21 protein-coding genes are annotated in these 24,935 nt (G+C 70.7%); 10 read left to right on the top strand and 11 right to left on the bottom strand.

Going from position 1 to position 24,935, the window contains the following annotated elements:
- Positions 1 to 60 precede the first annotated feature (60 nt).
- Positions 61 to 543, bottom strand: a complete 483-nt coding sequence (gene secG, locus ACRY_RS20590) for a preprotein translocase subunit SecG (protein ID WP_011942093.1) — start codon at positions 541 to 543, stop codon at positions 61 to 63.
- A 109-nt stretch (positions 544 to 652) separates the two neighbouring features.
- Entirely contained in the window at positions 653 to 1,414 is a 762-nt protein-coding gene (gene tpiA / locus ACRY_RS08595) for a triose-phosphate isomerase (RefSeq protein ID WP_011942092.1), read from the bottom strand.
- 111 nt (positions 1,415 to 1,525) lie between these two features.
- Here tpiA and ACRY_RS08590 point away from each other — a divergent pair, with 111 nt between their 5' ends.
- Genes ACRY_RS08590 through glp form a run of 6 tightly spaced genes read left to right on the top strand, consistent with a single transcriptional unit; the run spans position 1,526 to position 9,067 of the window.
- Positions 1,526 to 3,412 (top strand): peptidylprolyl isomerase, encoded by a 1,887-nt coding sequence (locus ACRY_RS08590; protein ID WP_011942091.1) that lies wholly within the window; start codon positions 1,526 to 1,528, stop codon positions 3,410 to 3,412.
- 10 nt (positions 3,413 to 3,422) lie between these two features.
- On the top strand, positions 3,423 to 4,937 hold the full coding sequence (gene trpE / locus ACRY_RS08585; RefSeq protein WP_007422978.1) for an anthranilate synthase component I: 1,515 nt from the start codon (positions 3,423 to 3,425) through the stop codon (positions 4,935 to 4,937).
- Complete coding sequence (locus ACRY_RS08580) at positions 4,934 to 6,568, top strand: bifunctional anthranilate synthase component II/anthranilate phosphoribosyltransferase (protein ID WP_011942090.1); 1,635 nt, start codon at positions 4,934 to 4,936, stop codon at positions 6,566 to 6,568. The genes trpE and ACRY_RS08580 overlap by 4 nt, the downstream gene beginning before the upstream one ends.
- A gap of 4 nt (positions 6,569 to 6,572) precedes the next feature.
- Entirely contained in the window at positions 6,573 to 7,385 is an 813-nt protein-coding gene (gene trpC, locus ACRY_RS08575; protein WP_007423145.1) for an indole-3-glycerol phosphate synthase TrpC, read from the top strand.
- Entirely contained in the window at positions 7,382 to 7,858 is a 477-nt protein-coding gene (gene moaC / locus ACRY_RS08570; protein WP_007423144.1) for a cyclic pyranopterin monophosphate synthase MoaC, read from the top strand. Before trpC ends, moaC begins: the two co-directional genes overlap by 4 nt.
- Positions 7,859 to 7,861: 3 nt before the next feature.
- Positions 7,862 to 9,067: a gephyrin-like molybdotransferase Glp gene (gene glp / locus ACRY_RS08565; RefSeq protein WP_011942089.1), complete on the top strand. Its 1,206-nt coding sequence runs from the start codon at positions 7,862 to 7,864 to the stop codon at positions 9,065 to 9,067.
- Between the two features lie 89 nt (positions 9,068 to 9,156).
- Here the strand turns inward: glp and ACRY_RS08560 are convergent, their stop codons facing one another.
- The 4 genes from ACRY_RS08560 to rho all read right to left on the bottom strand — a co-directional run bounded on the left by ACRY_RS08560 (position 9,157) and on the right by rho (position 12,850).
- Positions 9,157 to 9,555 carry a DUF4149 domain-containing protein gene (locus ACRY_RS08560; protein ID WP_007423740.1) on the bottom strand — a complete coding sequence of 133 codons (399 nt, stop codon included), beginning with the start codon at positions 9,553 to 9,555 and terminating at the stop codon, positions 9,157 to 9,159.
- Between the two features lie 10 nt (positions 9,556 to 9,565).
- Positions 9,566 to 10,873 (bottom strand): adenosylhomocysteinase, encoded by a 1,308-nt coding sequence (gene ahcY, locus ACRY_RS08555; protein WP_011942088.1) that lies wholly within the window; start codon positions 10,871 to 10,873, stop codon positions 9,566 to 9,568.
- A gap of 76 nt (positions 10,874 to 10,949) precedes the next feature.
- Positions 10,950 to 11,573 carry a LysE family translocator gene (locus ACRY_RS08550; RefSeq protein ID WP_011942087.1) on the bottom strand — a complete coding sequence of 208 codons (624 nt, stop codon included), beginning with the start codon at positions 11,571 to 11,573 and terminating at the stop codon, positions 10,950 to 10,952.
- A gap of 2 nt (positions 11,574 to 11,575) precedes the next feature.
- Positions 11,576 to 12,850 carry a transcription termination factor Rho gene (gene rho / locus ACRY_RS08545; protein WP_007424843.1) on the bottom strand — a complete coding sequence of 425 codons (1,275 nt, stop codon included), beginning with the start codon at positions 12,848 to 12,850 and terminating at the stop codon, positions 11,576 to 11,578.
- Between the two features lie 243 nt (positions 12,851 to 13,093).
- Here rho and ACRY_RS08540 point away from each other — a divergent pair, with 243 nt between their 5' ends.
- Genes ACRY_RS08540 through tldD form a run of 3 tightly spaced genes read left to right on the top strand, consistent with a single transcriptional unit; the run spans position 13,094 to position 16,718 of the window.
- Entirely contained in the window at positions 13,094 to 14,197 is a 1,104-nt protein-coding gene (locus ACRY_RS08540; protein ID WP_011942086.1) for a COX15/CtaA family protein, read from the top strand.
- Positions 14,194 to 15,270: a COX15/CtaA family protein gene (locus ACRY_RS08535; protein WP_011942085.1), complete on the top strand. Its 1,077-nt coding sequence runs from the start codon at positions 14,194 to 14,196 to the stop codon at positions 15,268 to 15,270. Before ACRY_RS08540 ends, ACRY_RS08535 begins: the two co-directional genes overlap by 4 nt.
- A complete protein-coding gene (tldD, locus tag ACRY_RS08530) occupies positions 15,267 to 16,718 on the top strand; it encodes a metalloprotease TldD (RefSeq protein ID WP_011942084.1) in 1,452 nt (483 codons plus the stop codon). The genes ACRY_RS08535 and tldD overlap by 4 nt, the downstream gene beginning before the upstream one ends.
- A gap of 61 nt (positions 16,719 to 16,779) precedes the next feature.
- Here the strand turns inward: tldD and ACRY_RS08525 are convergent, their stop codons facing one another.
- From ACRY_RS08525 to tkt, 3 genes are all read right to left on the bottom strand, one after another.
- Complete coding sequence (locus ACRY_RS08525) at positions 16,780 to 17,973, bottom strand: phosphoglycerate kinase (RefSeq protein ID WP_011942083.1); 1,194 nt, start codon at positions 17,971 to 17,973, stop codon at positions 16,780 to 16,782.
- Positions 17,973 to 18,986 (bottom strand): type I glyceraldehyde-3-phosphate dehydrogenase, encoded by a 1,014-nt coding sequence (gap, locus tag ACRY_RS08520; RefSeq protein WP_007424838.1) that lies wholly within the window; start codon positions 18,984 to 18,986, stop codon positions 17,973 to 17,975. The genes ACRY_RS08525 and gap overlap by 1 nt, the downstream gene beginning before the upstream one ends.
- Positions 18,987 to 19,050: 64 nt before the next feature.
- Entirely contained in the window at positions 19,051 to 21,084 is a 2,034-nt protein-coding gene (tkt, locus tag ACRY_RS08515) for a transketolase (RefSeq protein WP_011942082.1), read from the bottom strand.
- Positions 21,085 to 21,363: 279 nt separating this feature from the next.
- On the opposite strand from tkt, the gene ACRY_RS08510 reads away from it, so the two are divergent.
- A complete protein-coding gene (locus ACRY_RS08510; protein ID WP_007424836.1) occupies positions 21,364 to 23,115 on the top strand; it encodes an ABC transporter ATP-binding protein/permease in 1,752 nt (583 codons plus the stop codon).
- A gap of 12 nt (positions 23,116 to 23,127) precedes the next feature.
- Here ACRY_RS08510 and ACRY_RS08505 read toward each other — a convergent pair whose 3' ends face one another.
- Together ACRY_RS08505 and rfbD are read right to left on the bottom strand one after the other, a co-directional pair.
- Positions 23,128 to 24,033, bottom strand: coding sequence for a glycosyltransferase (locus ACRY_RS08505; RefSeq protein WP_007424835.1), 906 nt, complete (start codon positions 24,031 to 24,033; stop codon positions 23,128 to 23,130).
- Positions 24,030 to 24,935, bottom strand: coding sequence for a dTDP-4-dehydrorhamnose reductase (gene rfbD, locus ACRY_RS08500; RefSeq protein WP_011941643.1), 906 nt, complete (start codon positions 24,933 to 24,935; stop codon positions 24,030 to 24,032). Before rfbD ends, ACRY_RS08505 begins: the two co-directional genes overlap by 4 nt.

The raw sequence follows: 24,935 nt of genomic DNA, 5'->3' as shown, positions 1-24,935 counted from the left end.
CGCCATAGCAGAGGGCGGCGCGGTGCAAAACCCCGCGCCGGGCAGATGAGGGCGCGCGCATTACTGCCTTGTCGGCGCCGGGGCGCTCTGCGCGGGTTTCGACGGGGCCGGCACCGGCGAGGCGGGCTTCGGCGTCGCCGTATTCGGCGCGGCGGAATTCGGTGCGGCGGGGGCCGGCGCGGCGGGCGGGGTGGTCGCGGGCGTCGATTCGCCGGGGATGGGCGGCAGCGGGGCGAGCGGCGAGGCCGGGGCCGCCTTCTTCGCGGGGCTTGCCGGCGGCGGCGCGTTCAGGATCGATTCGGCCGAGCCGCCGCCGCCATGCCGGTAGAGCAGGGCGAGGACGAGCGAGAGCACCATGAACAGCGTCGCCAGCACCGCGGTGACGCGGGTGAGCAGGTTGGCGGTGCCGCGCCCGGTCATGAAGCTGCCCATGCCCTGGCTGGTGCCGAGGCCGAGGCCGCCGCCCTCGCTGCGCTGGATCAGCACGACGCCGATCAGGGCAATGGTGATGAACGCCTGGAGGACGAGCAGAACGGTGATCATGGGAGCGTGGCGGCCTTTCGGAGTGACGCGCGGGTTCTAGAGCATCAGCCCGCCGGATGGAACCATCCGGCGGGGCGGGGATGCCCGATTGTCGGGTCGACGGCGTCCTCTAGTCCCGCGCCGCGGCGGAGGCAATCGCCAGGAAGTCCTCTGCCTTGAGGCTGGCGCCGCCGACCAGGGCGCCGCCGACCTCGGGCAGGGCGAGCAGGGACGCCGCGTTGGAGGGCTTGACCGAGCCGCCGTAGAGGATCGGCATCGTCGCGCCGGCGGCGCCGAGCTGGCGGCGCAGGGCGGCGCGGATCGAGGCGTGCATCGCCGCGACGTCCTCCTCGGTGGGGGTGCGGCCGGTGCCGATCGCCCAGACCGGCTCGTAGGCGATGATGCCGGGGGCGACGACGCCGGGGACGGTCTGGCCGGCCAGCTCCTCCGGCAGGCTGCCGGCGAGCTGGGCGCGGACCACGGTTTCGGCCTCGCCGGAATCGCGCTCGGCCTCGGTTTCGCCGACGCAGATGATCGGGACCAGGCCGGCGGCGATCGCGGTGCGCGCCTTCTCGCGCACGGTCGCGGAGGATTCGGCGTGATCGGCGCGGCGCTCGGAATGGCCGAGGATGACATGGGTGGCGCCGAGCTCGGCCAGCAGGTCGGCCGAGAGGTCGCCGGTATGCGCGCCGGAGCGCTTCACCGCGCAGTCCTGCGCGCCGAGGGCGACCGGGGCGCCGTCGAGGGCGGCGCGCAGCGGGGCGATCAGCGGCGCCGGCGGGCAGACCAGCAGCTCCGCGCCCGGGGAGGCGGGACGCAGGGCGGCGGCATAGGCGGCAATGCCGGCGAGGGTGCCGTTCATCTTCCAGTTTCCGGCGATCAGCTGGGGCATGCGCTTGTCCTCCTGACGTGGCGCGACCGAGGTAGACGAGGCGGGGCCGGGTGGCAATCGGGCGCGCCCGTGGTAAGACGCGGCTTTCCCGCTGGATGAGGGTTCTGCCGCATGCTTTCGATGATCCGCCAACTGCTCGACAACTGGATCGTGCGCGCGTTTTTCGTCGTGCTGATCGGCGTGTTCGTGTTCTGGGGCGTCTCCAGCGTGGTGATGGGCATCGGCGCGTCCGACGCGATCGCGACGGTGGGCGGGCAGCCGATCAAGATCGAGGCGGTGAATGCCGCCTACCAGCGCACGCTGAACGCCTATGCGACGCAGAACAGCGGCCGCGAGCCGAGCAAGGGCGAGCGCCGGCTGTTCGCCGACCAGGCGCTGGGCACCGCGATCGACCGCGCGGCGATGGAGCTGGAGGCGCGGCGGATGGGGGTGGTGGCACCGCCCGCGGCGATCCGCCAGCAGGTCTTCGCGATTCCGGCGTTCCACGGGCCGGACGGCAAGTTCGACAAGGCGACGTTCAACGCCGTGCTCGCCAACCACAACCTGACGCCGGCGGCGTTCATGGCCGAGATCGCCAGCGGGCTGAAGACGTCGCAGATCATCGATGCGGTGACCGCCGGGGTGAGCGCGCCGGCGCCGCTGGTGGACCAGATCTTCGCCTATGCCGCGCAGGAGCGGACGGTGCAGTTCGCGCAGCTGCCCTTCGCCGCCGCCAACCCGCCGCCGGCGCCGGCCGAGACCGTGCTGCGGCGCTACTGGCGGGATCATCCGGGGCGGTTCTCGACGCCGGCGCTGCGCGATGCGGACGTCGTCGTGCTCTCGCCGGCGCTGATCGCCAGGGGCGAGGCGGTGTCGCAGGCGGAGATCGCGGCGCAGTATCAGCAGGAGAAGGCGAAATTCGCGCAGACGCCGACGCGGACCGTCGAGATCATCACCGCGGAGGATGCGAAGAGCGCCGCGGCGCTGGCCAATGCGTGGAAGGGCGGGGCCGACTGGGCGGCGATGCAGAAGGCGGCCGCCGCGGCGACGGCCACCGCCATCGTCATGACCGACGCGAAGCCCTCCGACCTGCCCTCGGCCACGCTGGCCAAGGCGGCGTTCGCGGCGACGCCGGGCGAGGTTTCCGCGCCGGTGAAGGGGGCGCTCGGCACCTATGTGTTCAAGGTGACGAAGGCCGTCGCCGGCGGCGACAAGCCGCTCTCGGCGGTGGCGGACCAGATCCGCGCCGAGATCCAGCTGCGCAAGGCGCGCAACGTGGTGGACAACACGCTGAGCCACCTGCAGGACGCGCTGGCGGGCAGCACGGCGCTCGGCAAGCTGCCGGCGAGCCTGCATCTCGCCAAGGCGCGGGTGAGCGTGGACCGCGAGGGCATGACGGTGGACGGCAAGCCGGCGGGGATTCCCGGGCCGGCGGCGCTGCGGCAGGCGATCGTCAAGGCGATTTTCGCCACCGCGCCGGGCAACACCCCGCAGGCGGTGAGCGGGCCGGGCGACAGCTATTACGCCATCGCGGTGCACCGGATCATCAAGCCGGCGCTCAAGCCCTATGACAAGGTGAAGGCCGACGTGCTGGCCGACTGGACCGGCGCGCAGGTGGAGCGGCAGGAGGAGGTGGCGGCGGCGAAGCTGCTGACCGCGGTGAAGGGTGGCAAGACCCTGGCGGCGGCGGCCTCGGCGGCGGGGCTGACGGTGACGACCTCGGCGCCGATGACGCGCGCGAAGCCAGCCAAGGGCGTGCCGCCGCAGCTCGCCCAGGTGGCGTTCAGCCTCAAGAAGGGCGCGCCCACCATGGTGCAGACGCAGGAGGGCTTCGTCGTCGGCGTGGTGAGCGACATCGCCGAGCCGAAGCCGGGCAGCGACAAGGCGTTCCACCAGCGGGTGGCCGATTCGCTCGGCCAGTCGATGCAGGAAGACGTGCTGCAGACCTATGCCGCGGCGCTGCGCCAGCGCGACCATGTGAAGATCAACACGAAGCTGCTGAACCAGATCAGCAATTGAGGCCAGCGAGATGACACCCGAGACCGACCAGCACGCCCGTTTCCGCGCCGCCTACGATGCCGGGCGGGGCGCGCTGGCCTGGCGACTGCTCGCCGCCGACCTGATCACGCCGGTCGCCGCCTTCCTCAAGCTCGCGCACGGCACGGCGCATTCCTTCCTGCTCGAGAGCGTCGAGGGCGGGGCGGCGCGCGGGCGCTATTCGGTGATCGGCTTCGCGCCGGACCTGATCTGGCGGTGCGACCGCGGCCAGGTGAGCGTGAACCGCGACCCGGCGGCGGACGCGGAAGGCTACGCGGCCGATCCGCGCCCGGCCTTCGAGAGCCTGCGCGACCTGATCGCGGCGACGCGGCTCGACCTGCCGGACCACCTGCCGCCGATGACCGGCGGGCTGGTCGGCTATCTCGGCTATGACATGGTGCGGCTGATGGAGGAGCTGCCGGCGGTGAAGCCGGACGTGCTCGGGATTCCCGACGCCGTGCTGATGCGGCCGGGGGTGTTCGCGATTTTCGATTCGGTGCGCGACGAGATCACGCTGGCCGCACCGGTCTGGCCGCGCGCGGGGGTTTCGGCGGCGGAGGCCTGGAGCCTCGCGACCGGGCGGATCGAGGCGGCGATGGCGGCGCTCGACCGGCCGACGCCGGCGCTGCCGGGCCATGCCGCGCCGGCCGGGCCGGCGACCTCGAACATGAGCGAGGACGAGTTCCGCGCGATGGTGCTGCGGGGCAAGGACTACATCGCTGCCGGCGACGTGTTCCAGGTGGTGGCGAGCCAGCGCTTCGAGCAGGAATTCACGCTCCCGCCCTTCGCGCTGTATCGCTCGCTGCGGCGGATCAACCCGGCGCCGTTCCTGTTCTTCCTCGATTTCGGCGCCTATCAGGCGGTCGGCTCCAGCCCGGAGATCCTGGTGCGGCTGCGCGACGGCACGGTGACGATCCGCCCGCTGGCCGGCACGCGCCGGCGCGGGGCGACGCGCGCCGAGGACGAGGCGCTGGAGACCGAGCTGCTGGAGGACCCGAAGGAGCGCGCCGAGCACCTGATGCTGCTCGACCTCGCGCGCAACGATGTCGGCCGCGTCGCCGAGATCGGCTCGGTCAACGTGACCGAGAGCTTCGTGATCGAGCGGTTCTCGCACGTGATGCACATCTCCTCGAATGTCGAGGGCCGCATCCGGCCGGAGGCGGACGCGCTGGACGCGCTGATCGCCGGCTTCCCGGCGGGCACGCTCTCGGGCGCGCCGAAGGTGCGGGCGATGGAGATCATCGAGGAGTTCGAGCCCAGCCGGCGCGGGCTCTATGGCGGGTGCATCGGCTATTTCGCCGCCAACGGCACGATGGATACCTGCATCGCGCTGCGCACCGCGCTGATCAGGGACGGGCGGCTCTATGTCCAGGCCGGGGTCGGCATCGTCGCCGATTCCGACCCCGATGCCGAGCTCGCCGAGAGCCACGCCAAGGCGCGCGCGCTGTTCCGCGCCGCCGAGGATGCCGGCCAGTACGTCACCCCCAACGAGGCGCCGGCCCGATGATCCTGCTGATCGACAACTACGACAGTTTCACCTTCAACCTCGTCCAGTTCTTCGGCGATCTCGGGGCGGAATGCGCGGTGCACCGCAACGACCGGATCAGCGTGGAGGAGGCGCTGGCGATGCGGCCGGAGGCGATCGTGCTCTCGCCCGGGCCGTGCACGCCGAACGAGGCGGGGATCTGCCTCGACCTCATCGCGGCGGCGGCCGGCAAGGTGCCGATTCTCGGCGTCTGCCTCGGGCACCAGGCGATCGGCCAGGCCTTCGGCGGGCGGGTGGTGCGCGCGCCGGTGCCGATGCATGGCAAGATCTCGCCGATCCGGCACCAGGGCTCGGACGTGTTCGAGACGCTGCCCGACCCGTTCGAGGCGACGCGCTATCACTCGCTGATCGTGGAGCGCGAGGGGCTGCCGGAGACGCTGATCCCCACCGCCTTCACCGAGGACGGGCTGATCATGGGGCTGCGGCACCGCGACCTGCCGATCTTCGGCGTGCAGTTCCACCCCGAGAGCATCGCCACCGCGCACGGGCACACGCTGCTGCGCAACTTCCTCGGCATCGCCCGCGGGCGGAACCAGGGGCCGGGCGAGATCCTCGCCGATCTCAAGCCGGTGCTCGACCGGCTGGGGCGGGGCGAGACGATGTCCGAGGAGCTGGCCGAGGCGGCGTTCGGCGCGGTGATCGACGGCAAGGCGAATGACGCGCAGATCGCCGGGATGCTGATGGCGATGCGGGTGCGGCGCGAGACGGTGGCGGAGCTGACCGGCGCGGTGCGGGCGATGCGCGCGCGGATGCGGCCGATCGCGGCGCCGCCGGGGGCGATCGATGTCTGCGGCACCGGCGGCGACGGCGTGGGAACGCTCAACATCTCGACCGCGGTGACCTTCGTGCTCGCCGGCGCCGGCGTGCCGGTGGCCAAGCACGGCAACCGCGCGCTCTCCTCGCGCGCCGGGGCGGCGGATGTGCTGGCCGCGCTCGGCGTACCGGTGGAGCCGCCCTTCGAGAGCCTGGCGGCGATCCTGCGCGAGGCGGGCTGCGTGTTCCTCTACGCGCCGCGCCACCATGCCGGGCTGCGCCACGCCGCCGCGGCGCGGATCGCGCTCGGCACCCGCACGATCTTCAACCTGCTCGGGCCGCTCGCCAACCCGGCCTCGGTGAAGCGGCAGCTGGTGGGCGTGTTCGACCCCGCCTGGGCGCGGCCGATGGCGGAGACGCTGGCCGGGCTCGGCACCGAGCGGGCGATGGTGGTGCATGGCCAGGGGCTGGACGAGCTGACCATCGCCGGGGAGAGCCATGTCGTCTCGCTCGAGGGCGGCCGGATCGTCGAGATGACGGTGAGCCCGGAGGATGCCGGGCTCGCCCGCGCGCCGCTGGAGGCGATCATCGGCGGCGATGCCGCGCACAACGCCGCGGCGCTGCGCGACCTGCTCGCCGGCGCGCCCGGCGCCTATCGCGACGCCGTGCTGCTGAACGCGGCGGCGGCGCTGATGGTGGCGGGACGGGCGGAAACCCTGCGCGAGGGCGCGGCGCTGGCGGCCCGCTCGATCGATGACGGTGCCGCGGCGGCGGCGCTGGAGCGGCTACGCCGCGCCGGCGCCGGGCCGCAAGCGGCGACAACCCGGGAAATGGCCTGATCCAATGAACGACAAGATCGAACACGACGTGCTGAAGACGATCTGCGCCGACAAGCTGGCCGAGGTGGAGGCGGCGAAGGCGGAGACCGGGCTGGAGGAGATGCGCGCACGGGCGAAGGACACGCCGCCGCCGCGCGGCTTCGCCCGCGCGCTGATGGACGCCGCCGCCTCCGGGCGGACCGGGCTGATCGCCGAGATCAAGAAGGCGTCGCCCTCGGCCGGGCTGATCCGCGCCGATTTCAACCCGGCGACGATCGCCCGCGCCTATCAGGAGGGCGGGGCGGTGTGCCTTTCGGTGCTGACCGACCGGAAATATTTCCAGGGCCAGCCCGCGCACCTGCAGGCGGCGCGCGAGGCGGTGGACCTGCCGGTGCTGCGCAAGGATTTCATCCTCGACGAGTGGCAGATCTACGAAAGCCGCGCGATGGGGGCGGACTGCATCCTGCTGATCATGGCGGCGCTGGGCGACGAGCAGGCGCGGGCCTTCGAGGAGCTGGCGAGCGCGCTCGACATGAGCGTGCTGGTCGAGGTGCATGACGAGGCGGAACTCGACCGCGCGCTCGGGCTGCAGGCCCGGCTGATCGGCATCAACAACCGCAATCTCAAGACGATGCAGACCGATATCGCGGTCTCCGAACGGCTGGCCGGGCAGATTCCGCCGGAGCGCTTCGTGGTCGCGGAAAGCGGCATCCGCGACTATGACGACATCAAGCGGCTGAAGGCGGTGGGGGTGCAGGGCATCCTGGTCGGCGAGAGCCTGATGCGGCAGGACGACATCGTCGCCGCGACGCGCCGGCTGCTCGGGCTCGGGGCATGAGCCGCCTCACCCATATCGACGAGCGGGGGGCGGCGCGGATGGTCGACGTCTCCGGCAAGGCGGAGACGGCGCGGGAGGCGACCGCCGCCTGCCACGTGACGATGCGGGCGGAGACGCTGGCGCTGGTGACCGAAGGCACGGCGAAGAAGGGCGACGTGCTGGCGACGGCGCGGATCGCCGGGATCATGGCGGCGAAGCGGACCTCGGAGCTGATCCCGCTCTGCCATCCGCTGGCGATCGCCGGGGTGACGCTGGAGCTGGAGCCGGACGCGGCGCTGCCGGGCATCCGCATCGCGGCGACGGTGAAGACCACCGGGCCGACCGGGGTGGAGATGGAGGCGCTGACCGCTGCCTCGGTCGCGGCGCTGACGGTGTACGACATGCTGAAGGCGGCGGAGCGGGAGATGCGGATCGAGGGGTTGCGGGTGATCCGCAAGTCCGGCGGGAAATCGGGCGATTTCAGGCAGGAGTGAGCGATGATCAGCGTCGGCGAGGCACGGGAGCGGATTCTGGCGCTGCTGGCGCCGACGGGCGCCGAGATCGTGCCGCTGGCGGCGGCTGCGGGGCGGGTGCTGGCCGAGCCGGTGGTCGCACGGCTGACCCAGCCGCCGCACGATGTTTCGGCGATGGACGGGTTCGCGCTGCGCGCCGCCGATGGCGTGGCGGGGATGCGGCTGCGGGTGATCGGCGCGGCGCCGGCGGGGCACCCGTTCGCGGGCACGGTGGGGCCGGGCGAGGCGGTGCGGCTGTTCACCGGCAGCGTGGTGCCGGCGGGGGCGGACGCCATCGTCATCCAGGAGGATACCGAGCATGACGACGCCTCGGTGACGCTGCGCGAGGCGGCGCGGCCGGGGCGGCATATCCGCCGGGCGGGGCAGGATTTCGCCGCGGGCGAGACGCTGCTGGCGGCGGGGCGGGTGCTGGGCGCGCGCGATATCGGGCTGGCGGCGGCGGCGAACCATCCCTGGCTCGCGGTGCGGCGGCGGCCGGTGGTCGCGGTGCTGGCGACCGGCGACGAGATCGCCATGCCGGGCGAGCCGATTCCGCCGGGCGGGATCGTCAGTTCCAATTCGCACGCGCTGGCGGCCTATATCCGCGCGGCGGGCGGCGAGGCGGTGATCCTGCCGGTGGCGCCGGACGACCGCGCCGCGATTGGCGCGGCGGCGGCGGCGGCGGCGCGGGCCGACCTGCTGGTGACGACCGGGGGGGCGAGCGTCGGCGCGCATGACCTGGTGCAGGCGGGCTTGGCCGAGCGGGGGCTCGACGTCGATTTCTGGAAGATCGCGATGCGGCCGGGCAAGCCGCTGATGGCGGGGATGCTGGGCGGCGTGCCGGTGCTGGGACTGCCGGGGAATCCGGTGTCGGCGCTGGTCTGCGCGGTGCTGTTCCTTGGCCCCGCGATCGCGCGGCTGACCGGGCGGCCGGACGAGGCGCCGCCGACCGAGCCCGCGCGCTGCACCGTGGCGCTGGCGGCGAACGACCACCGGGCCGATCATCTGCGGGCGACGCTGGCGCGTGATGAGGCGGGCGGCTGGAGCGTGACGCCGTTCCCGGTGCAGGATTCGGCGATGCTGAGCCGGCTGGCGCAGGCCGATGCGCTGCTGCTGCGCGCGCCGGATGCGCCGGCCGAGCCGGAAGGGGCGATGGTGCGGGTGATCAGGCTCGACTCATGCGGGATGTGAGCGCCTAATCGGCTGGATCAGGAATTTCCCATAGGCAACTGATTTTTCGGAAAACCGGCCGGACCAGAAGTCCGGCCGAGGACGTTCGGTCAGCCGGCGAGGCCGGCGAGCAGCGCGAACACGATCACGAACTGGACGAGGTTGACCCAGACCGAGAGCCGGTGGCCGCGCTGGAAATCCACCTGGTTGCCGGCGTCGCGCACGGCGTTGAGGTGCGGCATCCATTCGAGCCAGAGCCAGAGGGTGATGCCGGTGACGATCACCGCCAGCAGCGCGTACCACGGATTGCCGCGGATCAGCAGGCCGATGGCGGCGAGCGCCGAGGTGACCGTGATGAACAGGTAGTAGCGCGGGAAGGCGGCCCGGATGAACGGGCCGGCCACGTCCGGCGGCAGTTTCGAGAAGACCAGCGGGGTCATCACCGCGCCGAAGAACAGCATGCCGCCGAACAGGGCGGCGAGCGCCATGACCGCGAGGAAGCTGCCCATCGTCGCCTCCTCAGTAGCGGTAGTCGTCGTGCTTGAAGGGGCCGGCGGTCTCGACGCCGATATACTCCGCCTGCGCCTTGCTCAGCTTCGTGAGCTTCGCGCCGACCTTCTCGAGGTGGAGGGCGGCGACCTTCTCGTCGAGATGCTTGGGCAGGACGTAGACCTTCCGCTCGTAGCGGCCGGCAGGGGCGTTCCACAGCTCGATCTGGGCGAGGACCTGGTTGGTGAAGCTCGCCGACATGACGAAGGAGGGATGGCCGGTGGCGTTGCCGAGATTGACCAGGCGGCCCTCGGAGAGGACGATCAGGCGTTTGCCGTCGGGGAAGACGACCTCGTCGACCTGCGGCTTCACGTTCTCCCACTTGTAGTTGCGCAGGCTCTCGATCTGGATCTCGGAGTCGAAGTGGCCGATGTTGCAGACGATGGCGCGGTGCTTCATCGCCCGCATGTGGTCGGCGGTGATGACGTCGATATTGCCGGTGGCGGTGACGAAGATGTCGCCCTTCGGGGCGGCGTCGTCCATGGTCACGACCTCGTAGCCTTCCATCGCCGCCTGGAGGGCGCAGATCGGGTCGATCTCGGTGACCATCACGCGGCAGCCGGCGTTGCGCAGGCTGGCGGCCGAGCCCTTGCCGACATCGCCGAAGCCGGCGACGACGGCGACCTTGCCGGCCATCATCACGTCGGTGCCGCGGCGGATGCCGTCGACCAGGCTTTCGCGGCAGCCGTAGAGATTGTCGAATTTCGACTTGGTGACGCTGTCGTTCACGTTGATGGCGGGGCAGAGCAGCGAGCCGTCGCGCGCCATCTCGCGCAGGCGGTGCACGCCGGTGGTGGTCTCCTCGGAAATGCCGCGGATGTCGGCCAGCATCTCGGGGTATTTGTCGTGCATCAGCTTGGTGAGGTCGCCGCCGTCATCGAGGATCATGTTCGGCGTCCAGCCGTCCGGGCCGCGCACCGTCTGCTCGATGCACCACCAGAACTCCTCCTCGTTCATGCCCTTCCAGGCGAAGACCGGCACGCCGGCCGCGGCGACGCCGGCGGCGGCGTGGTCCTGGGTCGAGAAGATGTTGCAGGAGGACCAGCGGACGGTGGCGCCAAGCTCGATCAGGGTCTCGATCAGCACCGCGGTCTGGATCGTCATGTGCAGGCAGCCGGCGATGCGGGCGCCCTTGAGCGGCTTCGAGGCGCCGAATTCGCTGCGCAGCGCCATCAGGCCCGGCATCTCGGTTTCGGCCATCGAGATTTCCTTGCGGCCCCAGTCGGCAAGGGCGATGTCGCGGACCTTGTAATCCGTGGGCTGGCTGGCGTCGGGCATCGGGGGGTCTCCGTCTGAATTCCGGTCGGGATATAGGGGGTGGGCGGTTGTTTGCAAAAGGTTTCGGCGGCGCCTTCTAGACGGCGGCGCCGAGGATGCGCGCGCCGATCGCGATCAGCAGCGTGCCGACGGTGCGCTCGATCCACAGCCCGGCGCGGCGATAGGCGCGCTGGACGCGGGCGCGGGAGAACAGCAGGGTGACCAGGCAATACCAGGTGACTTCCTGCAACCCGACGATCGCGATCGCCGCGGCGCTGAGCCAGAGCGGGGTGTGGGCGGGCAGCAGGGCGACGAAGATGCTGGTGAAGAAGATCACGATCTTCGGGTTGCCGAGATTGAGCGCGGCACCGGTGGCGACGGCGCGCAGGAAGCCGGGGCTGCCGGATGGGGCGGCGAGGTCGAGTTCCGGGGGCGGGGCGCGCCAGGCGCTGATGCCGATCCAGACCAGATAGAGGCCGCCGGCGATCTGGATCGCCTCGTAGAGCGGGGCGAAGCGGGCCATGACGAGGGCGACGCCGAAGCAGGCGGCGGCGGCCCAGGTGGTGGCGGCGATGGCGACGCCGAGGCTGAGGCCGAAGCCCGCCGCCCTGCCGCGCCCCGCCGCCGCCCGGCTGACCAGCAGGAAGGCCGGGCCGGGGCTGATCATGCCGATGAAGTTGGCGAGCGCCAGTTCGGCCAGCGGCAGCGCGTAGGGCGACATGGTCAGGTGTTCATGGCCTCGAAGAAGTCGTTGTTGGTCTTGCTGTATTTGAGCTTGTCGAGCAGGAAGTCCATGGCCTCGCCGGGGCCCATCGGGTTGAGGATGCGGCGCAGCACCCACATCTTCGACAGGGTCGCGCGCTCGACCAGCAGCTCCTCCTTGCGGGTGCCGGACTTGGTGATGTCGATCGCCGGGAAGGTGCGCTTGTCGGAGAGCTTGCGGTCGAGGATGAGCTCGGAGTTGCCGGTGCCCTTGAACTCCTCGAAGATCACCTCGTCCATGCGGCTGCCGGTGTCGATCAGCGCGGTGGCGATGATGGTCAGCGAGCCGCCTTCCTCGATGTTGCGCGCCGCGCCGAAGAAGCGCTTCGGCTTCTGCAAGGCGTTGGCGTCGACGCCGCCGGTGAGCACCTTGCCCGAGGAGGGGACGACCGCGTTGTAGGCGCGGGCGAGGCGGGTGATCGAGTCGAGCAGGATCACCACGTCGCGCTTGTGCTCGACGAGGCGCTTGGCCTTTTCCAGCACCATCTCGGTGACCTGGACGTGGCGGGTGGCCGGCTCGTCGAAGGTGGAGGCGACGACCTCGCCCTTCACGGTGCGGGCCATGTCGGTCACTTCCTCGGGGCGCTCGTCGATCAGCAGGACGATGAGGAAGGCCTCGGGGTGGTTGGCCGAGATCGAGGTGGCGATGCTCTGCAGCATCACCGTCTTGCCGGTGCGCGGCGGGGCGACGATGAGGGCGCGCTGGCCCTTGCCGATCGGGGCGATGAGATCCATCACCCGGGCCGTGTAGTCCTTCTGCTGGCCCTTGGGCGGCGGCGGCGCGTCCTCGATCTCCATCTGCAGGCGCTGGTTGGGATAGAGCGGGGTGAGGTTGTCGAAATTGATGCGGTGGCGCACCGCGTCCGGCGCCTCGAAATTGATCGTGTCGACCTTCTGCAGCGAGAAATAGCGCTCGCCTTCCTTGGGCGCGCGGATCTCGCCGGCGACGGTGTCGCCGGTGCGCAGGCCGAAGCGGCGGATCTGCGCGGGGGAGACGTAGATGTCGTCCGGGCCGGGGAGGTAGTTGCTCTGCGGGCTGCGCAGGAAGCCGAACCCGTCGGGCAGGGTTTCCAGCGTGCCGTCGCCATGGATCGCCTGGTCGTTCTCGGCATAGGCCTTGAGAATGGCGAACATCATGTCCTGCTTGCGCAGCGACGACGCGTTTTCGACCTGCAGCTCCTCGGCGAGGCTGAGCAGGTCGGTGGGGGATTTGGCCTTGAGTTCGGCGAGCTTCATGGAGAATCCGGGACAGGATGAGCCCGTTCGGAAAAAGGGACGGGCGGGTGCGGAGAATTGTGGAGGGGCCCGTTGCGGGCCGGAAGCGGCGGGCGTGTCTGTCCCGCTCGACGATCAGATGGCGCAACTGGGGCGCGAGGTCAAGATTGCTCGATGGAACAAGGTGGGCGGGCGCGCGGGTTTACAAGCGGGGTTTCGGGTGCAAATCGGGGGGCAGGATCGGCAGAGTCGGGATTTGGACTGATGGCATCGCAATCGGTGGCGGGTATCGGCGGCAGGACGGCGGCGGGCGAGGCGCGGGCGGCGAGCCCGGAAAGCCGGCGGATGGTCGCGATCTGGCTGTTCGTCAGCTTCGCGCTGATCGTCGAGATGTTCGGGATCGGCGCCTATGTGCAGAACATGAACGCCGGCCTGTCGATCATGGCGTGGCAGCCGGTCTCGGGCGTGATCCCGCCGCTGACCCATGCGGCGTGGGAGCGGATGTTCGCGCTCTACAAGACGATTCCGCAATACAAGGAGCTCAATCGCGGCATGGACCTCGCCGGGTTCAAGGCGATCTTCTGGCCGGAATGGATCCACCGGATGTGGGGGCGGCTGCTCGGCTTCGACTTCGGCGTGCCGCTGGTCTGGTTCCTCTGGACCGGGCGGATCGAGCGGCGGCTGCGGCCCTGGCTGGTGACGCTGTTCGTCCTGGGCGGGGTGCAGGGGCTGATCGGCTGGTGGATGGTCGCCTCCGGCTTCCAGCCGGGGCTGACCGAGGTGTCGGTGTTCCGGCTCTCGGTGCATTACTGTTTCGCCACCCTGCTCGCCATCGCCGTGTTCGCCACCGCGCTGACCGTGCTGAAGCCGGCCGAGACGCGGCTGCCGCCGGAGGAGGCCGCGCGCTATGCGGGGGCGCGGCGGATGGCGATGGGCTCGATCGTGCTGATCTCGATCGCCATCGTGGCGGGGACGTTCCTCTCGGGCACGCATGCCTACACGATCGACAACACCTTCCCGCTGATGCAGGGGCGCTGGGTGCCGCCGGATTACGCGGCGCTGCACCCGTTCTGGAAGAATTTCTTCCTCAACAAGGCGGCGACGCAGTTCGACCACCGGCTGCTCGGCACGGTGGCGGCGGTGGGCGTGCTGGCGGCGGTGGTGGCGGCGATCCGCGCCGACCTGCCGGCGCGGGCGCGCGATGCGTTCCTGGTGATGGGCGCGCTGCTGATCGTGCAGTATATTCTCGGCGTGACCACGCTCGTCTCCAAGATTCTCGATATCGGCATCGTGCACCAGCTCAACGCGGTGCTGCTGCTGGCCGCCGCGGTGTGGGCCTGGTTCGAGCTGCGCGGGCGGCCGGCATGAGCGGTGCGGCGGCGCGGGGGGACCGGCTGGTCGGCACCTGGCTGCTCGTCATCTGCTTCATGATCTTCGGCATGGTGGTGGGCGGCGGCCATGCGCGGACGATCGGCGCGGGGTTCGTGATCCAGACCTGGCAGCCCTTCACCGGCATCGTCCCCCCGCTGACCCATGCCGCCTGGGAGCGCGCCTTCGGCCTCTACAAGGCGACGGCGCAGTATCAGGCGATGCAGCCGAAGATGACGCTGGCGCAGTTCCAGTCGCTCTACCTGCCGATGTTCCTCGACCGCGACTGGGGGCGGCTGATGGCGGTGGTGTTCCTGGTGCCGCTGGCGGTCTTCCGGCTGCGGGGGCGGATTTCGAACCGGCTGACCGCCTGGCTGCTGTTCCTGTTCGGGCTCGGCGCCGGCGAGGCGACGATGGGCTGGTACATGACCTACGAGGGCATGACGAGCCGCATCCTCCAGCCCTCGCCGCTGTATCTCGGGCCGCATTTCGTGCTGGCGATGCTGATCTTCACCGCCATGCTGTGGACGGCGCTGACGCTGCGCAACCCCGAGCCGGCGATTCTGCCGGGTCTTGCCCGGCTGCGCGGGCTGCTGAGCGTCTCGATCGGGCTGATCATCGCCACGATCGGGCTCGGCGCGCTGGTGGCGGCGAGCGGGGCGCTCAAGGTGTACAACACGTTTCCGCTGATGGACGGGCACGCGCTGCCGCCGCACGCGCTGGCGATGCACCCGCTCTGGCTCAATTTCCTCGCCAACAAGGCGACGGTGCAGTTCGAGCACCGGGTGGCGGCGACGGTGACGGCGATCGTCGTCGTGATCGCCGCGGCGATGGGGCTGCGCGCGCCGGTGGGGGCGAAGGCGCGCGACCTGTTCCTGCTCTTGGCCGGGCTGGTTTCGCTCCAATATATCCTGGGCATGAGCACGCTGGTCTCGGGCATGGCCGAACTCGGCTATGTGCACGAGCTGAACGCCGTGCTGCTGCTCGCCGCCTGCATCGCCTGCCGCCACGCGCTGCGCGGTGCGACGGCGGCGGTGCCGCTTCCCGTCTATGAGATGAAGGCCGCTGAATGATGTCCGACACGATGCAAGACATGCTCGCCACCGCCGACCGGCTGTTCCACGGCAATGACGGGCTCGACGTGATCGAGGCGCGGCGGGCCATCGCCCCCGTGCTGGAGGCCGCCGACGATGGCGAGCTGTTCCTGGAATATCGCGAATCGGAGGTGGTGAGCCTGGATGACGGGCGGATCCGCAACGCGAATTTCGACAGCCGGCGCGGCTTCGGCCTGCGCGCGGTGACCGGCGAGGCGGCGGTCTATGCCCATGCCGGGGAGATTTCCGACGCGGCCCTGGCGCGCGCGGTGGAGACGCTGCGGGCGGCGCGGCAGGGCGATGCCGGCACGGTGGCGGTCGCCCCCGCGGCGGCGACGCGCAGGCTCTATACCGGGCATAATCCGCTGGCGGAGATGCCCTTCGCGGCGCGGGCGGCGCTGCTCGGCGAGATCGACGCCTATGCCCGCGCCGCCGACAAGCGCGTGGTGCAGGTGATGGCGAGCCTGGCCGGCGAGTGGCAGGTGGTCGAGATCGTGCGGGCGGATGGGGTGCGCGTGGCCGATGTGCGGCCGCTGGTGGTGCTGCACGTTTCCGTGGTGATGGAGCAGGACGGGCGGCGCGAATCGGGCGGCCACGGCGCCGGCGGGCGCGCGACCTATGACGGGGTGACGGCGCCGGCCTTCTGGCGGGCGGCGGTGGACGAATCGATCCGCAAGGCGGCGCTGAACCTCGACAGCGTGCCGGCGCCGGCGGGCGAGATGCCGGTGGTGCTGGGCGCGGGCTGGCCGGGCATTCTGCTCCACGAGGCGATCGGCCATGGGCTGGAGGGCGATTTCAACCGCAAGAAGACCTCGGCCTTCGCCGGGCTGATGGGCAAGCGCGTCGGCTCGAAGGGGGTCACCGTGGTCGATGACGGCACGATCCCCGACCGGCGCGGCTCGCTCAGCGTGGATGACGAGGGGACGCCGAGCGGGCGCACCGTGCTGATCGAGGACGGCATCCTGACCGGCTACATGCAGGACCGGCAGAACGCGCGGCTGATGGGCATGGCGCCGACGGGCAACGGGCGGCGGCAGTCCTACGCGCATCTGCCGATGCCGCGGATGACCAACACCATCATGCTGGAGGGCGAGGCGAGCCGGGAGGACATGATCCGCTCGGTCAAGCGCGGCATCTATGCGGCGAATTTCGGCGGCGGGCAGGTGGACATCACCTCGGGCAAGTTCGTGTTCACCGCCTCGGAGGCCTACATGATCGAGGACGGGCGGGTCGGCGCGCCGGTGAAGGGGGCGACGCTGATCGGCAACGGGCCGGACGCGCTGACCCGGGTGGAGATGATCGGCAACGACCTCGAACTCGACCCCGGCATCGGCACCTGCGGCAAGAACGGGCAGGGCGTGCCGGTGGGCGTGGGGCAGCCGAGCATCCTGATCGGCGGGCTGACCGTGGGCGGCACCGCCTCCTGAAACGGCAACCGCCGGCCCGGGGGACCGGACCGGCGGCTTCTGGCGTGGCGCGTTGCGCGGATCAGCGCGGCGCGAGCGCTGCGACGCCCGGCAGGGTCTTGCCTTCCATCCATTCGAGAAAGGCGCCGCCGGCCGAGGAGACGTAGGTCAGGCGATCGGTGACGCCGGCGAGGCGGAGCGCCGCCACCGTGTCGCCGCCGCCGGCGACCGAGATCAGCCCGCCGGCCGTGGCTTCCGCCACCGCGATGGCGAGGCGCATGGTCGAGGTGTCGAAGGGCGGGGTCTCGAAGGCGCCGAGCGGGCCGTTCCAGATCAGCGTCTTCAGTTCCTTCACCGCCGCGATGATCGTCTCGGTGGTGGCGGGGCCGACATCGAGCGCCATCGCGTTCGCCGGCACCGCGTTCGCCGGCACGGTTTCGGTGGGCGGGTTCGGCGCGAAGGTTTCGCTGACCACGAAATCCGACGGCAGCAGGATGCGGCAGCCATGCGTCGCCGCCGATTCGACGATGGCGCGGGCGGTGTCGTGCAGGGCGGGTTCCTGCAGCGACTTGCCGAGTTCCGCACCCTGGGCGGCAAGGAAGGTGTTCGCCATCGCGCCGCCGATCACCAGCAGGTCGACCTTGGTGATCAGGTTGGTCAGCAGGTCGAGCTTGGTGGAGACTTTCGAGCCGCCGACGATGGCGCCGACCGGCCGCTTCGGGTGGCTGAGCGCGGCTTCGAGGGCGGCGAGTTCCGCCTGCATCAGCCGGCCGGCATAGGCGGGCAGCAGATGGGCGAGACCCTCGGTGGTGGCGTGGGCGCGGTGGGCGGCGGAGAAGGCGTCGTTGACGAAGATGTCGCCATTGGCGGCGATCGCCTTCGCCAGGGCAGGGTCGTTGCTCTCCTCGCCGGGATGGAAGCGGGTGTTCTCCAGCACGAGGATGTCGCCCTCCGCCATCGCGGCGACGGCGGCCTCGGCCTCGGGGCCGATGCAGTCAGCGGCGAAGGCGGTGGGCCGGCGCAGCACCGCGCCGAGCGCGGCGGCGACCGGGCGGAGCGACATGTCCGGCACGACCTTGCCCTTCGGCCGGTCGAAATGCGAGAGCACGATCACCTTCGCCCCCTTGCCGGCGAGTTCGACGATGGTCGGCGAGAGGCGCTCGATGCGGGTGAGGTCGGTGATCCGGCCGTCGCGCAGCGGGACGTTGAGGTCGGCGCGCACGAGGACGCGCTTTCCCCTGACATCGACCCCGTCGAGCGGGCGCCAGTCCGCCATCAGAGCGACCCGAACAGGGCGGCGGTGTCGCTCATCCGGTTCGAGAAGCCCCATTCATTGTCGTACCAGCCCATGACGCGGGTGAGCGCGTTGTCGATCACCGCGGTCTGCGGCGCGTCGAAGCTGCAGGAATAGGCGACGTGGTTGAAGTCGGCGCTGACCAGGGCCTCGGTCGAATAGTCGAGGATGCCCTTGAGCTTGCCCTCGGAAGCCGCCTTCATCGCCGCGTTGATCTCGTCCTTGCTGGCCTGCTTCTTCAGGTTCACGTCGAGCGAGACGAGCGAGACGTTCGGGGTGGGCACGCGGATCGCCGTGCCGTCGAGCTTGCCCTTCAGCTCGGGCAGGACGAGGCCGACGGCGCGGGCCGCACCCGTGGTGGTCGGGATCATCGAGAGGGCGGCGGCGCGGGCGCGGTGACGGTCCTTGTGCAGGGTGTCCACCGTCTTCTGGTCGCCGGTGTAGGAGTGGATGGTGACCATGTAGCCGCGCTCGATCCCGAAGGCCTCGTGCAGCACCATCGCCATCGGCGCGAGGCAGTTGGTGGTGCAGGAGGCGTTGGAGATGATCGTCATGTCCTTGGTCAGCGTGTGGTGGTTCACGCCGTAGACGATGGTGGCGTCCACCCCGTCGGCCGGGGCGGAGACCAGGACCTTGCGGGCGCCGGCCTCGATCAGCTTCGCCGCGGCGTCGCGCTTGGTGAACAGGCCGGTGCATTCCATCGCCACGTCGACGCCCTGCATCGGCACCTTCGCCGGGTCGCGCTCGGCGGAGACGCGGATCGGCGCGTAGGTGCGGCCGGCATTGGTGATGACGATGCTGTCGCCCTTCACCTCGACCGTGCCGGGGAAGCGGCCATGCACCGAGTCGTAGCGGAGCAGGTGGGCGTTGTCCTCGACGCTTCCGAGGTCGTTGATCAGGACGCATTCGACGTCGGAACGCCCGCTCTCGATCATCGCGCGCAGCACGAGGCGCCCGATGCGGCCGAATCCGTTGATCGCGACTTTGACGGTCATGTGAAGAAGTCTCCCTCGAAAACGTTCAGGTGAGCCGGAAGCGGTGGCGGTGTTGGCGGCGGGATTACAGCTTCGCCTTCACCGCCGCAACGACCGCCTCGGCGGTGATGCCGAAATGCTGGAACAGCTTCTGGTAGGGCGCGCTGGCGCCGAAGCCGTGCATGCCGATGAAGGTGCCGTCCGGCCCGAGCAGGCGTTCCCAGCCGAAGCCGACCGCGGCCTCGACGCCGACGCGCGGAGCCTCGCCCAGCACCTCGGTGCGGTAGCCGGGGTCCTGGCGTTCGAGCAGTTCGAAGCTCGGCACCGAGGCGACGGCGACGGTGATTCCCTCCGCCGCCAGCATCTCGCGCGCCTTGAGCGCGAGGGCGACTTCCGAGCCGGTGGCGAGGATGGTGGCGCGGCGCGGCCCCGCGGCCGGGGCGACGACATAGCCGCCGCGGGCGGAGAGGTTTTCAGCACCGTGGTCGCGCGGCAGGGTCGGCATCGCCTGGCGGCTGAGCACGAGCAGGACCGGGCCGTCCTTGTGCTTCAGCGCGATGTCCCAGCATTCGGCGGTCTCCATCGCGTCGCCGGGGCGCAGCACGAGGACGTTGGGCATGGCGCGGAACGAGGCGAGGTGCTCGACCGGCTGGTGGGTCGGCCCGTCCTCGCCGAGGCCGATCGAATCGTGGGTGAGCACGAAGATCGAGCGGATGCGCATCAGCGCGGCGAGGCGGATGGCGGGGCGGCAATAGTCGGAGAAGATGAAGAACGTGCCGCCATAGGGGATCAGCCCGCCATGCAGGGCGAGGCCGTTCAGCGTCGTGCCCATGCCGTGCTCGCGCACGCCGAAATGGATGTAGCGGCCGGCGTGGTCCTTCGCCGTGAATACGCCCATCGACTTCACGAAGGTGTTGTTCGAGGGGGTGAGGTCGGCCGAGCCGCCGACCATTTCGGGGACCACGGGCACCACGGCGTCGAGCGCCATCTGGCTGGCCTGGCGGGTGGCGACGTTGGGCTTCTCGGCGGCGATCTTCTCGCGCAGGGCGGCCATCGCGGCGGTGTAGTCGGCCGGCAGGTCGCCGGCGAGGGCGGCATCGAAGGCGGCGCGCTGGTTGCTCGCGGCGTGGCGCTTCGTCCAGGCGCGGTGGGCGCCGGCGCTGCGCGATCCGGCCGCGCGCCAGGGGGCGAGGATGTCGTCCGGCACGGTGAAGGGCGGCGCGGTCCAGCCGAGCAGGGCCTTGGCGGCGGCGGCCTCGTCGGCGCCGAGGGGCGAGCCGTGGGTGGCCGGGGTGCCGGCCTTTTTCGGCGCGCCGAAGCCGATGATGGTGCGGCAGGCGATCAGCGTCGGCTTGCGGCTGCGCAGGGCGAAGCGGATGGCGGATTCGATCTGCTCGGGGTCGTGCCCGTCGATCCGGCGGGTGGCCCAGCCATAGCCGGCGAAGCGCTTCAGCACGTCGTCGGTCATCGCGATGTCGGTGCCGCCGTCGATCGAGATCGAGTTGTCGTCGTAGAAGACGGTGAGCTTGTCGAGGCCGAGATGGCCGGCGATGGCGCAGGCCTCGTGGGACACGCCCTCCATCATGTCGCCATCCGAGGCGATGACCCAGGTGCGGTGATCGACCAGGCCCTTGCCGAAGCGGGCGGCGAGCATGCGCTCGGCGAGGGCGAAGCCGGTCGCCGTCGAGATGCCCTGGCCGAGCGGGCCGGTGGTCATTTCGATGGCGGGATGCTCGATCCGCTCGGGATGGCCGGCGGCGCGGGCGCCGAGCTGGCGGAACTGGCGCAGATCGTCGATCGACATGCCCTCGTAGCCGGTGAGGTGCAGCAGCGCGTAGAGCAGCATCGAGCCGTGGCCGGCGGAGAGGATGAAGCGGTCGCGGTCGGGCCAGTGGGGATCGGCCGCGTCGAACTTCATGAACTTCGTCCACAGCACCGTCGCGACATCGGCCATGCCCATCGGCATGCCGGGATGGCCGGACTTCGCGGCCTCGACGCCGTCGATCGCGAGCGCGCGGACGGCGTTGGCAAGCCGGCGGGTCTCGGTCATCGGGCGGGCGAGGACCGCCTTCTGGCGCTCCAGCGCAATCTCGTTGCCGGCGGTGTCGCTACTGGCCATGTCATCCCTCCTGTTCGGGTCCCGGTCTTAAGACCCGCGCCCGGCATCGGCAAGTCAGCTTTGATTCATGCCCGTTAAGCATAATTAAGCCCGAAGGGACGCGCGCCATGTTCGGGAAGTTTGAAGCCGGGGCACGATGTTCAACCGCGGGACGGGCCGGCGCGCTCACGATGGCGCGAGAGCGGCGGGGCGTTCGGCGGATCGCGGCGCGGCCCCGGCTGGCCTTGCGGCTCCGGCGCCTATATGGGGGCGGGACGACAAGTGGATGCGGAGACAGAGATGGACGACGACCTCGCCCGGACCGGATTTTTTCACCGCCTGCTCTATGTGGCGACGCCGTTCTTTCGCTCGGAACAGCGGCTGGCGGCCTGGGGGCTGCTGGCCGTCAACGTCATCACCGTGCTGGTGATCGTGGCGATGAACTATGCGCTGACGGTCTGGAACGGCTCGTTCTTCGACGCGATGCAGCGCTACGACGTGGCGGAGATCTGGCGGCTGTTCGGCATCTTTCTCGGGCTGGCGGCGATGGTCGTGGTGATCAACACCGCGAGCCAGTATTTCGCGCAGATCTTCCAGATCCGCTGGCGGCGCTGGATGACCGGGCACATGGTCGATGGCTGGATGGACCGCGAGGCGCATTACCGGATGCAGCTCGACGACCGCGGCATCGACAATCCCGACCAGCGCATCTCCGACGACATCGACTTCTTCACCGGGCAGACGGTGAACCTGCCGCTGAGCGCGCTGCAATCGGTGGTGACGATCGTCTCGTTCTCGGTGATGCTGTGGCTGCTGAGCCGCAACCTGCGGCTGTTCGGCCTGTATATCCCCGGCCTGCTGCTGTGGATGAACCTGATCTACGCGATCGGCGGGACCTGGCTGATCCTGCTCATCGGCAAGCCGCTGTTCTGGCTGAACAACATCCAGCAGCGGGCGCAGGGCAATTTCCGCTTCGAGCTGATCCGGGTGCGGGACAATTCCGAGGCGATCGCCACCGCGCATAGCGGCGATGCGGAGGCGACGCGGCTGAAGCGGACCTTCGCGCCGGTGGTCGAGATCTTCTACCGCCGGGTCTACCGGACGGTGTTCGTCAATACCTTCAACTTCTCGTTCAACACGCTGGGCGGGCTGCTCGCCTTCGGCCTGGTGATCCCGTCCTATCTCGCCAAGCGGATCCTGATCGGCACCGTGTCGCAGACCAACAACGCGTTCGGCCAGACGCAGCAGGCCTTCGCGTTCATCCTCAACAATTTCAGCTCGATCGGGCAGGGCTATCTGTCGATCACCGAATGGCGCGCGGTGGTCGACCGTCTCTACACGCTGGAGGTGAGCCTGCGGCGGCATCACGCGGCGGCGACGGCGCCGCGCATCGCCTATGCGCGCGGGGACGAGGCGGGGCTCGCGATCGAGGGGCTGACGCTGACGCTGCCGGACGGGCGGAAGCTACTGGAAGGGCTGGACATCGCGATCGGGCCGGGCGAGCGGGTGCTGATCAGCGGGCCGACCGGATCGGGCAAGAGCACGCTGGTGCGCGCGATCGCGGGGATCTGGCCGTTCGGCGAGGGGCGGGTGACGATGCCCGCCGGCCGGGTGCTGTTCGTGCCGCAGCGGCCCTATCTGCCGAACGGAAAGCTGATCGAGAGCATCGCCTTCCCCTATGGCGAGGCGCTGGAACCGGCGCGCGTCGCGGCGATGCTGGAGCGGGTCGGGCTCGGGCATCTCGCCGGGCGGCTGGAGGCCGAGCAGGCCTGGGACCGCGAACTGTCGCTCGGCGAACAGCAGCGGATCGGCTTCGCGCGCTGCGTGCTGCTGCGGCCGGAGGTGGTGATCCTGGACGAGGCGACCTCGTCGCTCGACGAGGATTACGAGGCGCGGATGTATCGCACGCTGCTCGACGAGCTGCCGGGGGTGACGCTGGTCAGCGTCGGGCACCGCTCCACCATCATCCGCTACCACGCGCGGCGGCTGCGGCTGACCGGGGATGGCGGCTGGCGGGTGGAGGCGCTGGCGGCGGAGACGCCGGCGGCCTGACCCGCGGCGGGATCAGCCGAGCACGAACCAGAGGCGGAAGAGCAGGTTTTCCAGCACCGTCTGCCGCGTCAGGCCGGGGCAGCGCATGGCGCTGAGGCGCGGCGCGAAGCCGCCCTCGAGCCCGGCGGAGATCCGCGCCAGATCGGCGCGGGCGGCGGCGGTGAGCAGGTCGCCATGCGCTTCGAGCTGGCGGACATGGCGGCGCATCATCGTCATGAAGATGTCGGGGCCGCGGCGGATCGCGCCGAGGGCGCGCGCCACGGTCGTGCGCGGCGAGCCGATCAGGTTGTCCTTGTGCTGGCGGTAGAGGACGACGGGCTCGGGGTCGATGGTGATGGCGCCGCCGCAGGCGCTGACGACGATGTAGCTCCACCAGTCATGCACGGTGCCGGAGGGGCCGGGGATGCGGTTGACCATGTCGGCGGCGGCGCGGTTCATCACCGCCGTGTTGCCGTGGACCACGTTCTGCGTGAGGCAGGCGGGAAAGCCGGGCTTGCGGGCGGGCAGGGCGGAGAGCTTGCGGCCCTGCAGCGCGGCATCGACCAGGTATTGCCGGGCGGTGTAGAGGCGTGCGCCCGCACCCGGGCCGCGCAGCGCCGCGCGGGCGCGGGCGAGTTTTTCCGGCAGCCAGACATCGTCCTGGTCGGCGAAGGCGATGAGTTCGGCGTCCCCCGCCTCGGCGAGCAGGGCGAGGAAGCTCTGGCCGGCGCCGAGATGGAAGCCGGAATGCGCCACCTCGACGCAGCGGCCGGCGCCGAGGCCTGCGGCGAAGCTGGCCATGATCTCGCGCGTGGAGTCGGAGGATCCGTCATCGCGCCAGAGGAGGCGCCAGTCCTGGTCGGTCTGCGCTGCGAAGCTTGCGAGCTGTTCGGGGAGGAAGCGCGTTCCGTTGAAGGTGGAGAGGAGGATGGTGATCACGGTGTTTCGTCCTGCGCGAGGATTGCGGGGACGATGCGGGCGGTGGCGTCTTTCCAGTGTGGGAGGGCGAGGGCGAAGGTTTGGCTGAGTTTTGTGGTGTCGAGGCGGGAGTCGGCGGGTCGGCGGGCTGGGGTGGGCCAGTCTGCGGTGGCGATGGGGATGATGTCGGGGTGTGGTGTGCCGTGGCGAGCGGCGAGGGCGAGGATTTCGGTGGCGAAGCCGTGCCATGAGGTGTCGCCGGCGCTGGTGGCGTGGAAGATGCCGGCGAAGCCGGGCTGCCAGCCTTCGGCGAGGATGCGAGCGGCGATGGCGAGGATGGCGTCGGCGAGGTCTTCGGCGGCGGTGGGGGTGCCGCGCTGGTCGGCGACGACGCGCAGCGCCGGCAGGCGGCGGGCGGCGGCGATCATGGTGCGGGCGAAGTTCTTGCCGGTGGCGGAGAAGACCCAGGCGGTGCGGAGGATGATGGCGTCGGCGCCGGCGGCGAGGATGGCTTCCTCGCCGGCGGCCTTGCTGTGGCCGTAGACGCCGAGCGGGGCGATCGGGTCGGTTTCGGTGTAGGGCGCGCCCTTGGTGCCGTCGAAGACATAGTCGGTCGAGACGTGGATGAGGGGGATGCCGCGGGCGCGGCAGAGGGTGGCGAGGGTTGCGGGGCCGTCGCGGTTGGCGCGGAAGGCGGCGTCGGCGCTGGTCTCGGCGGCGTCGACGGCGGTCCAGGCGGCGGCGTTGACGACGAGGGCGGGATCGGCGGCGGCGAGGGCCCTGGCGATCGTTTCCGGGGCGTCGAAGTCGAAGCCGGGGCGGCCGATGGCGCGGGCGGGGAGCCCGGCGGCGGGCGCGCGGGCGGCGAGGGCGTGGCCGAGCTGGCCGCTCGCCCCGGTGATCAGGATCGGGCGGGGCGGCAT

Origin of the sequence: Acidiphilium cryptum JF-5 (genome assembly GCF_000016725.1) — a bacterium.
Lineage (GTDB): Bacteria > Pseudomonadota > Alphaproteobacteria > Acetobacterales > Acetobacteraceae > Acidiphilium > Acidiphilium multivorum.
Note: the sequence above shows the minus strand (reverse complement) of the source record. Positions and strands in the feature narration are given on the sequence as shown.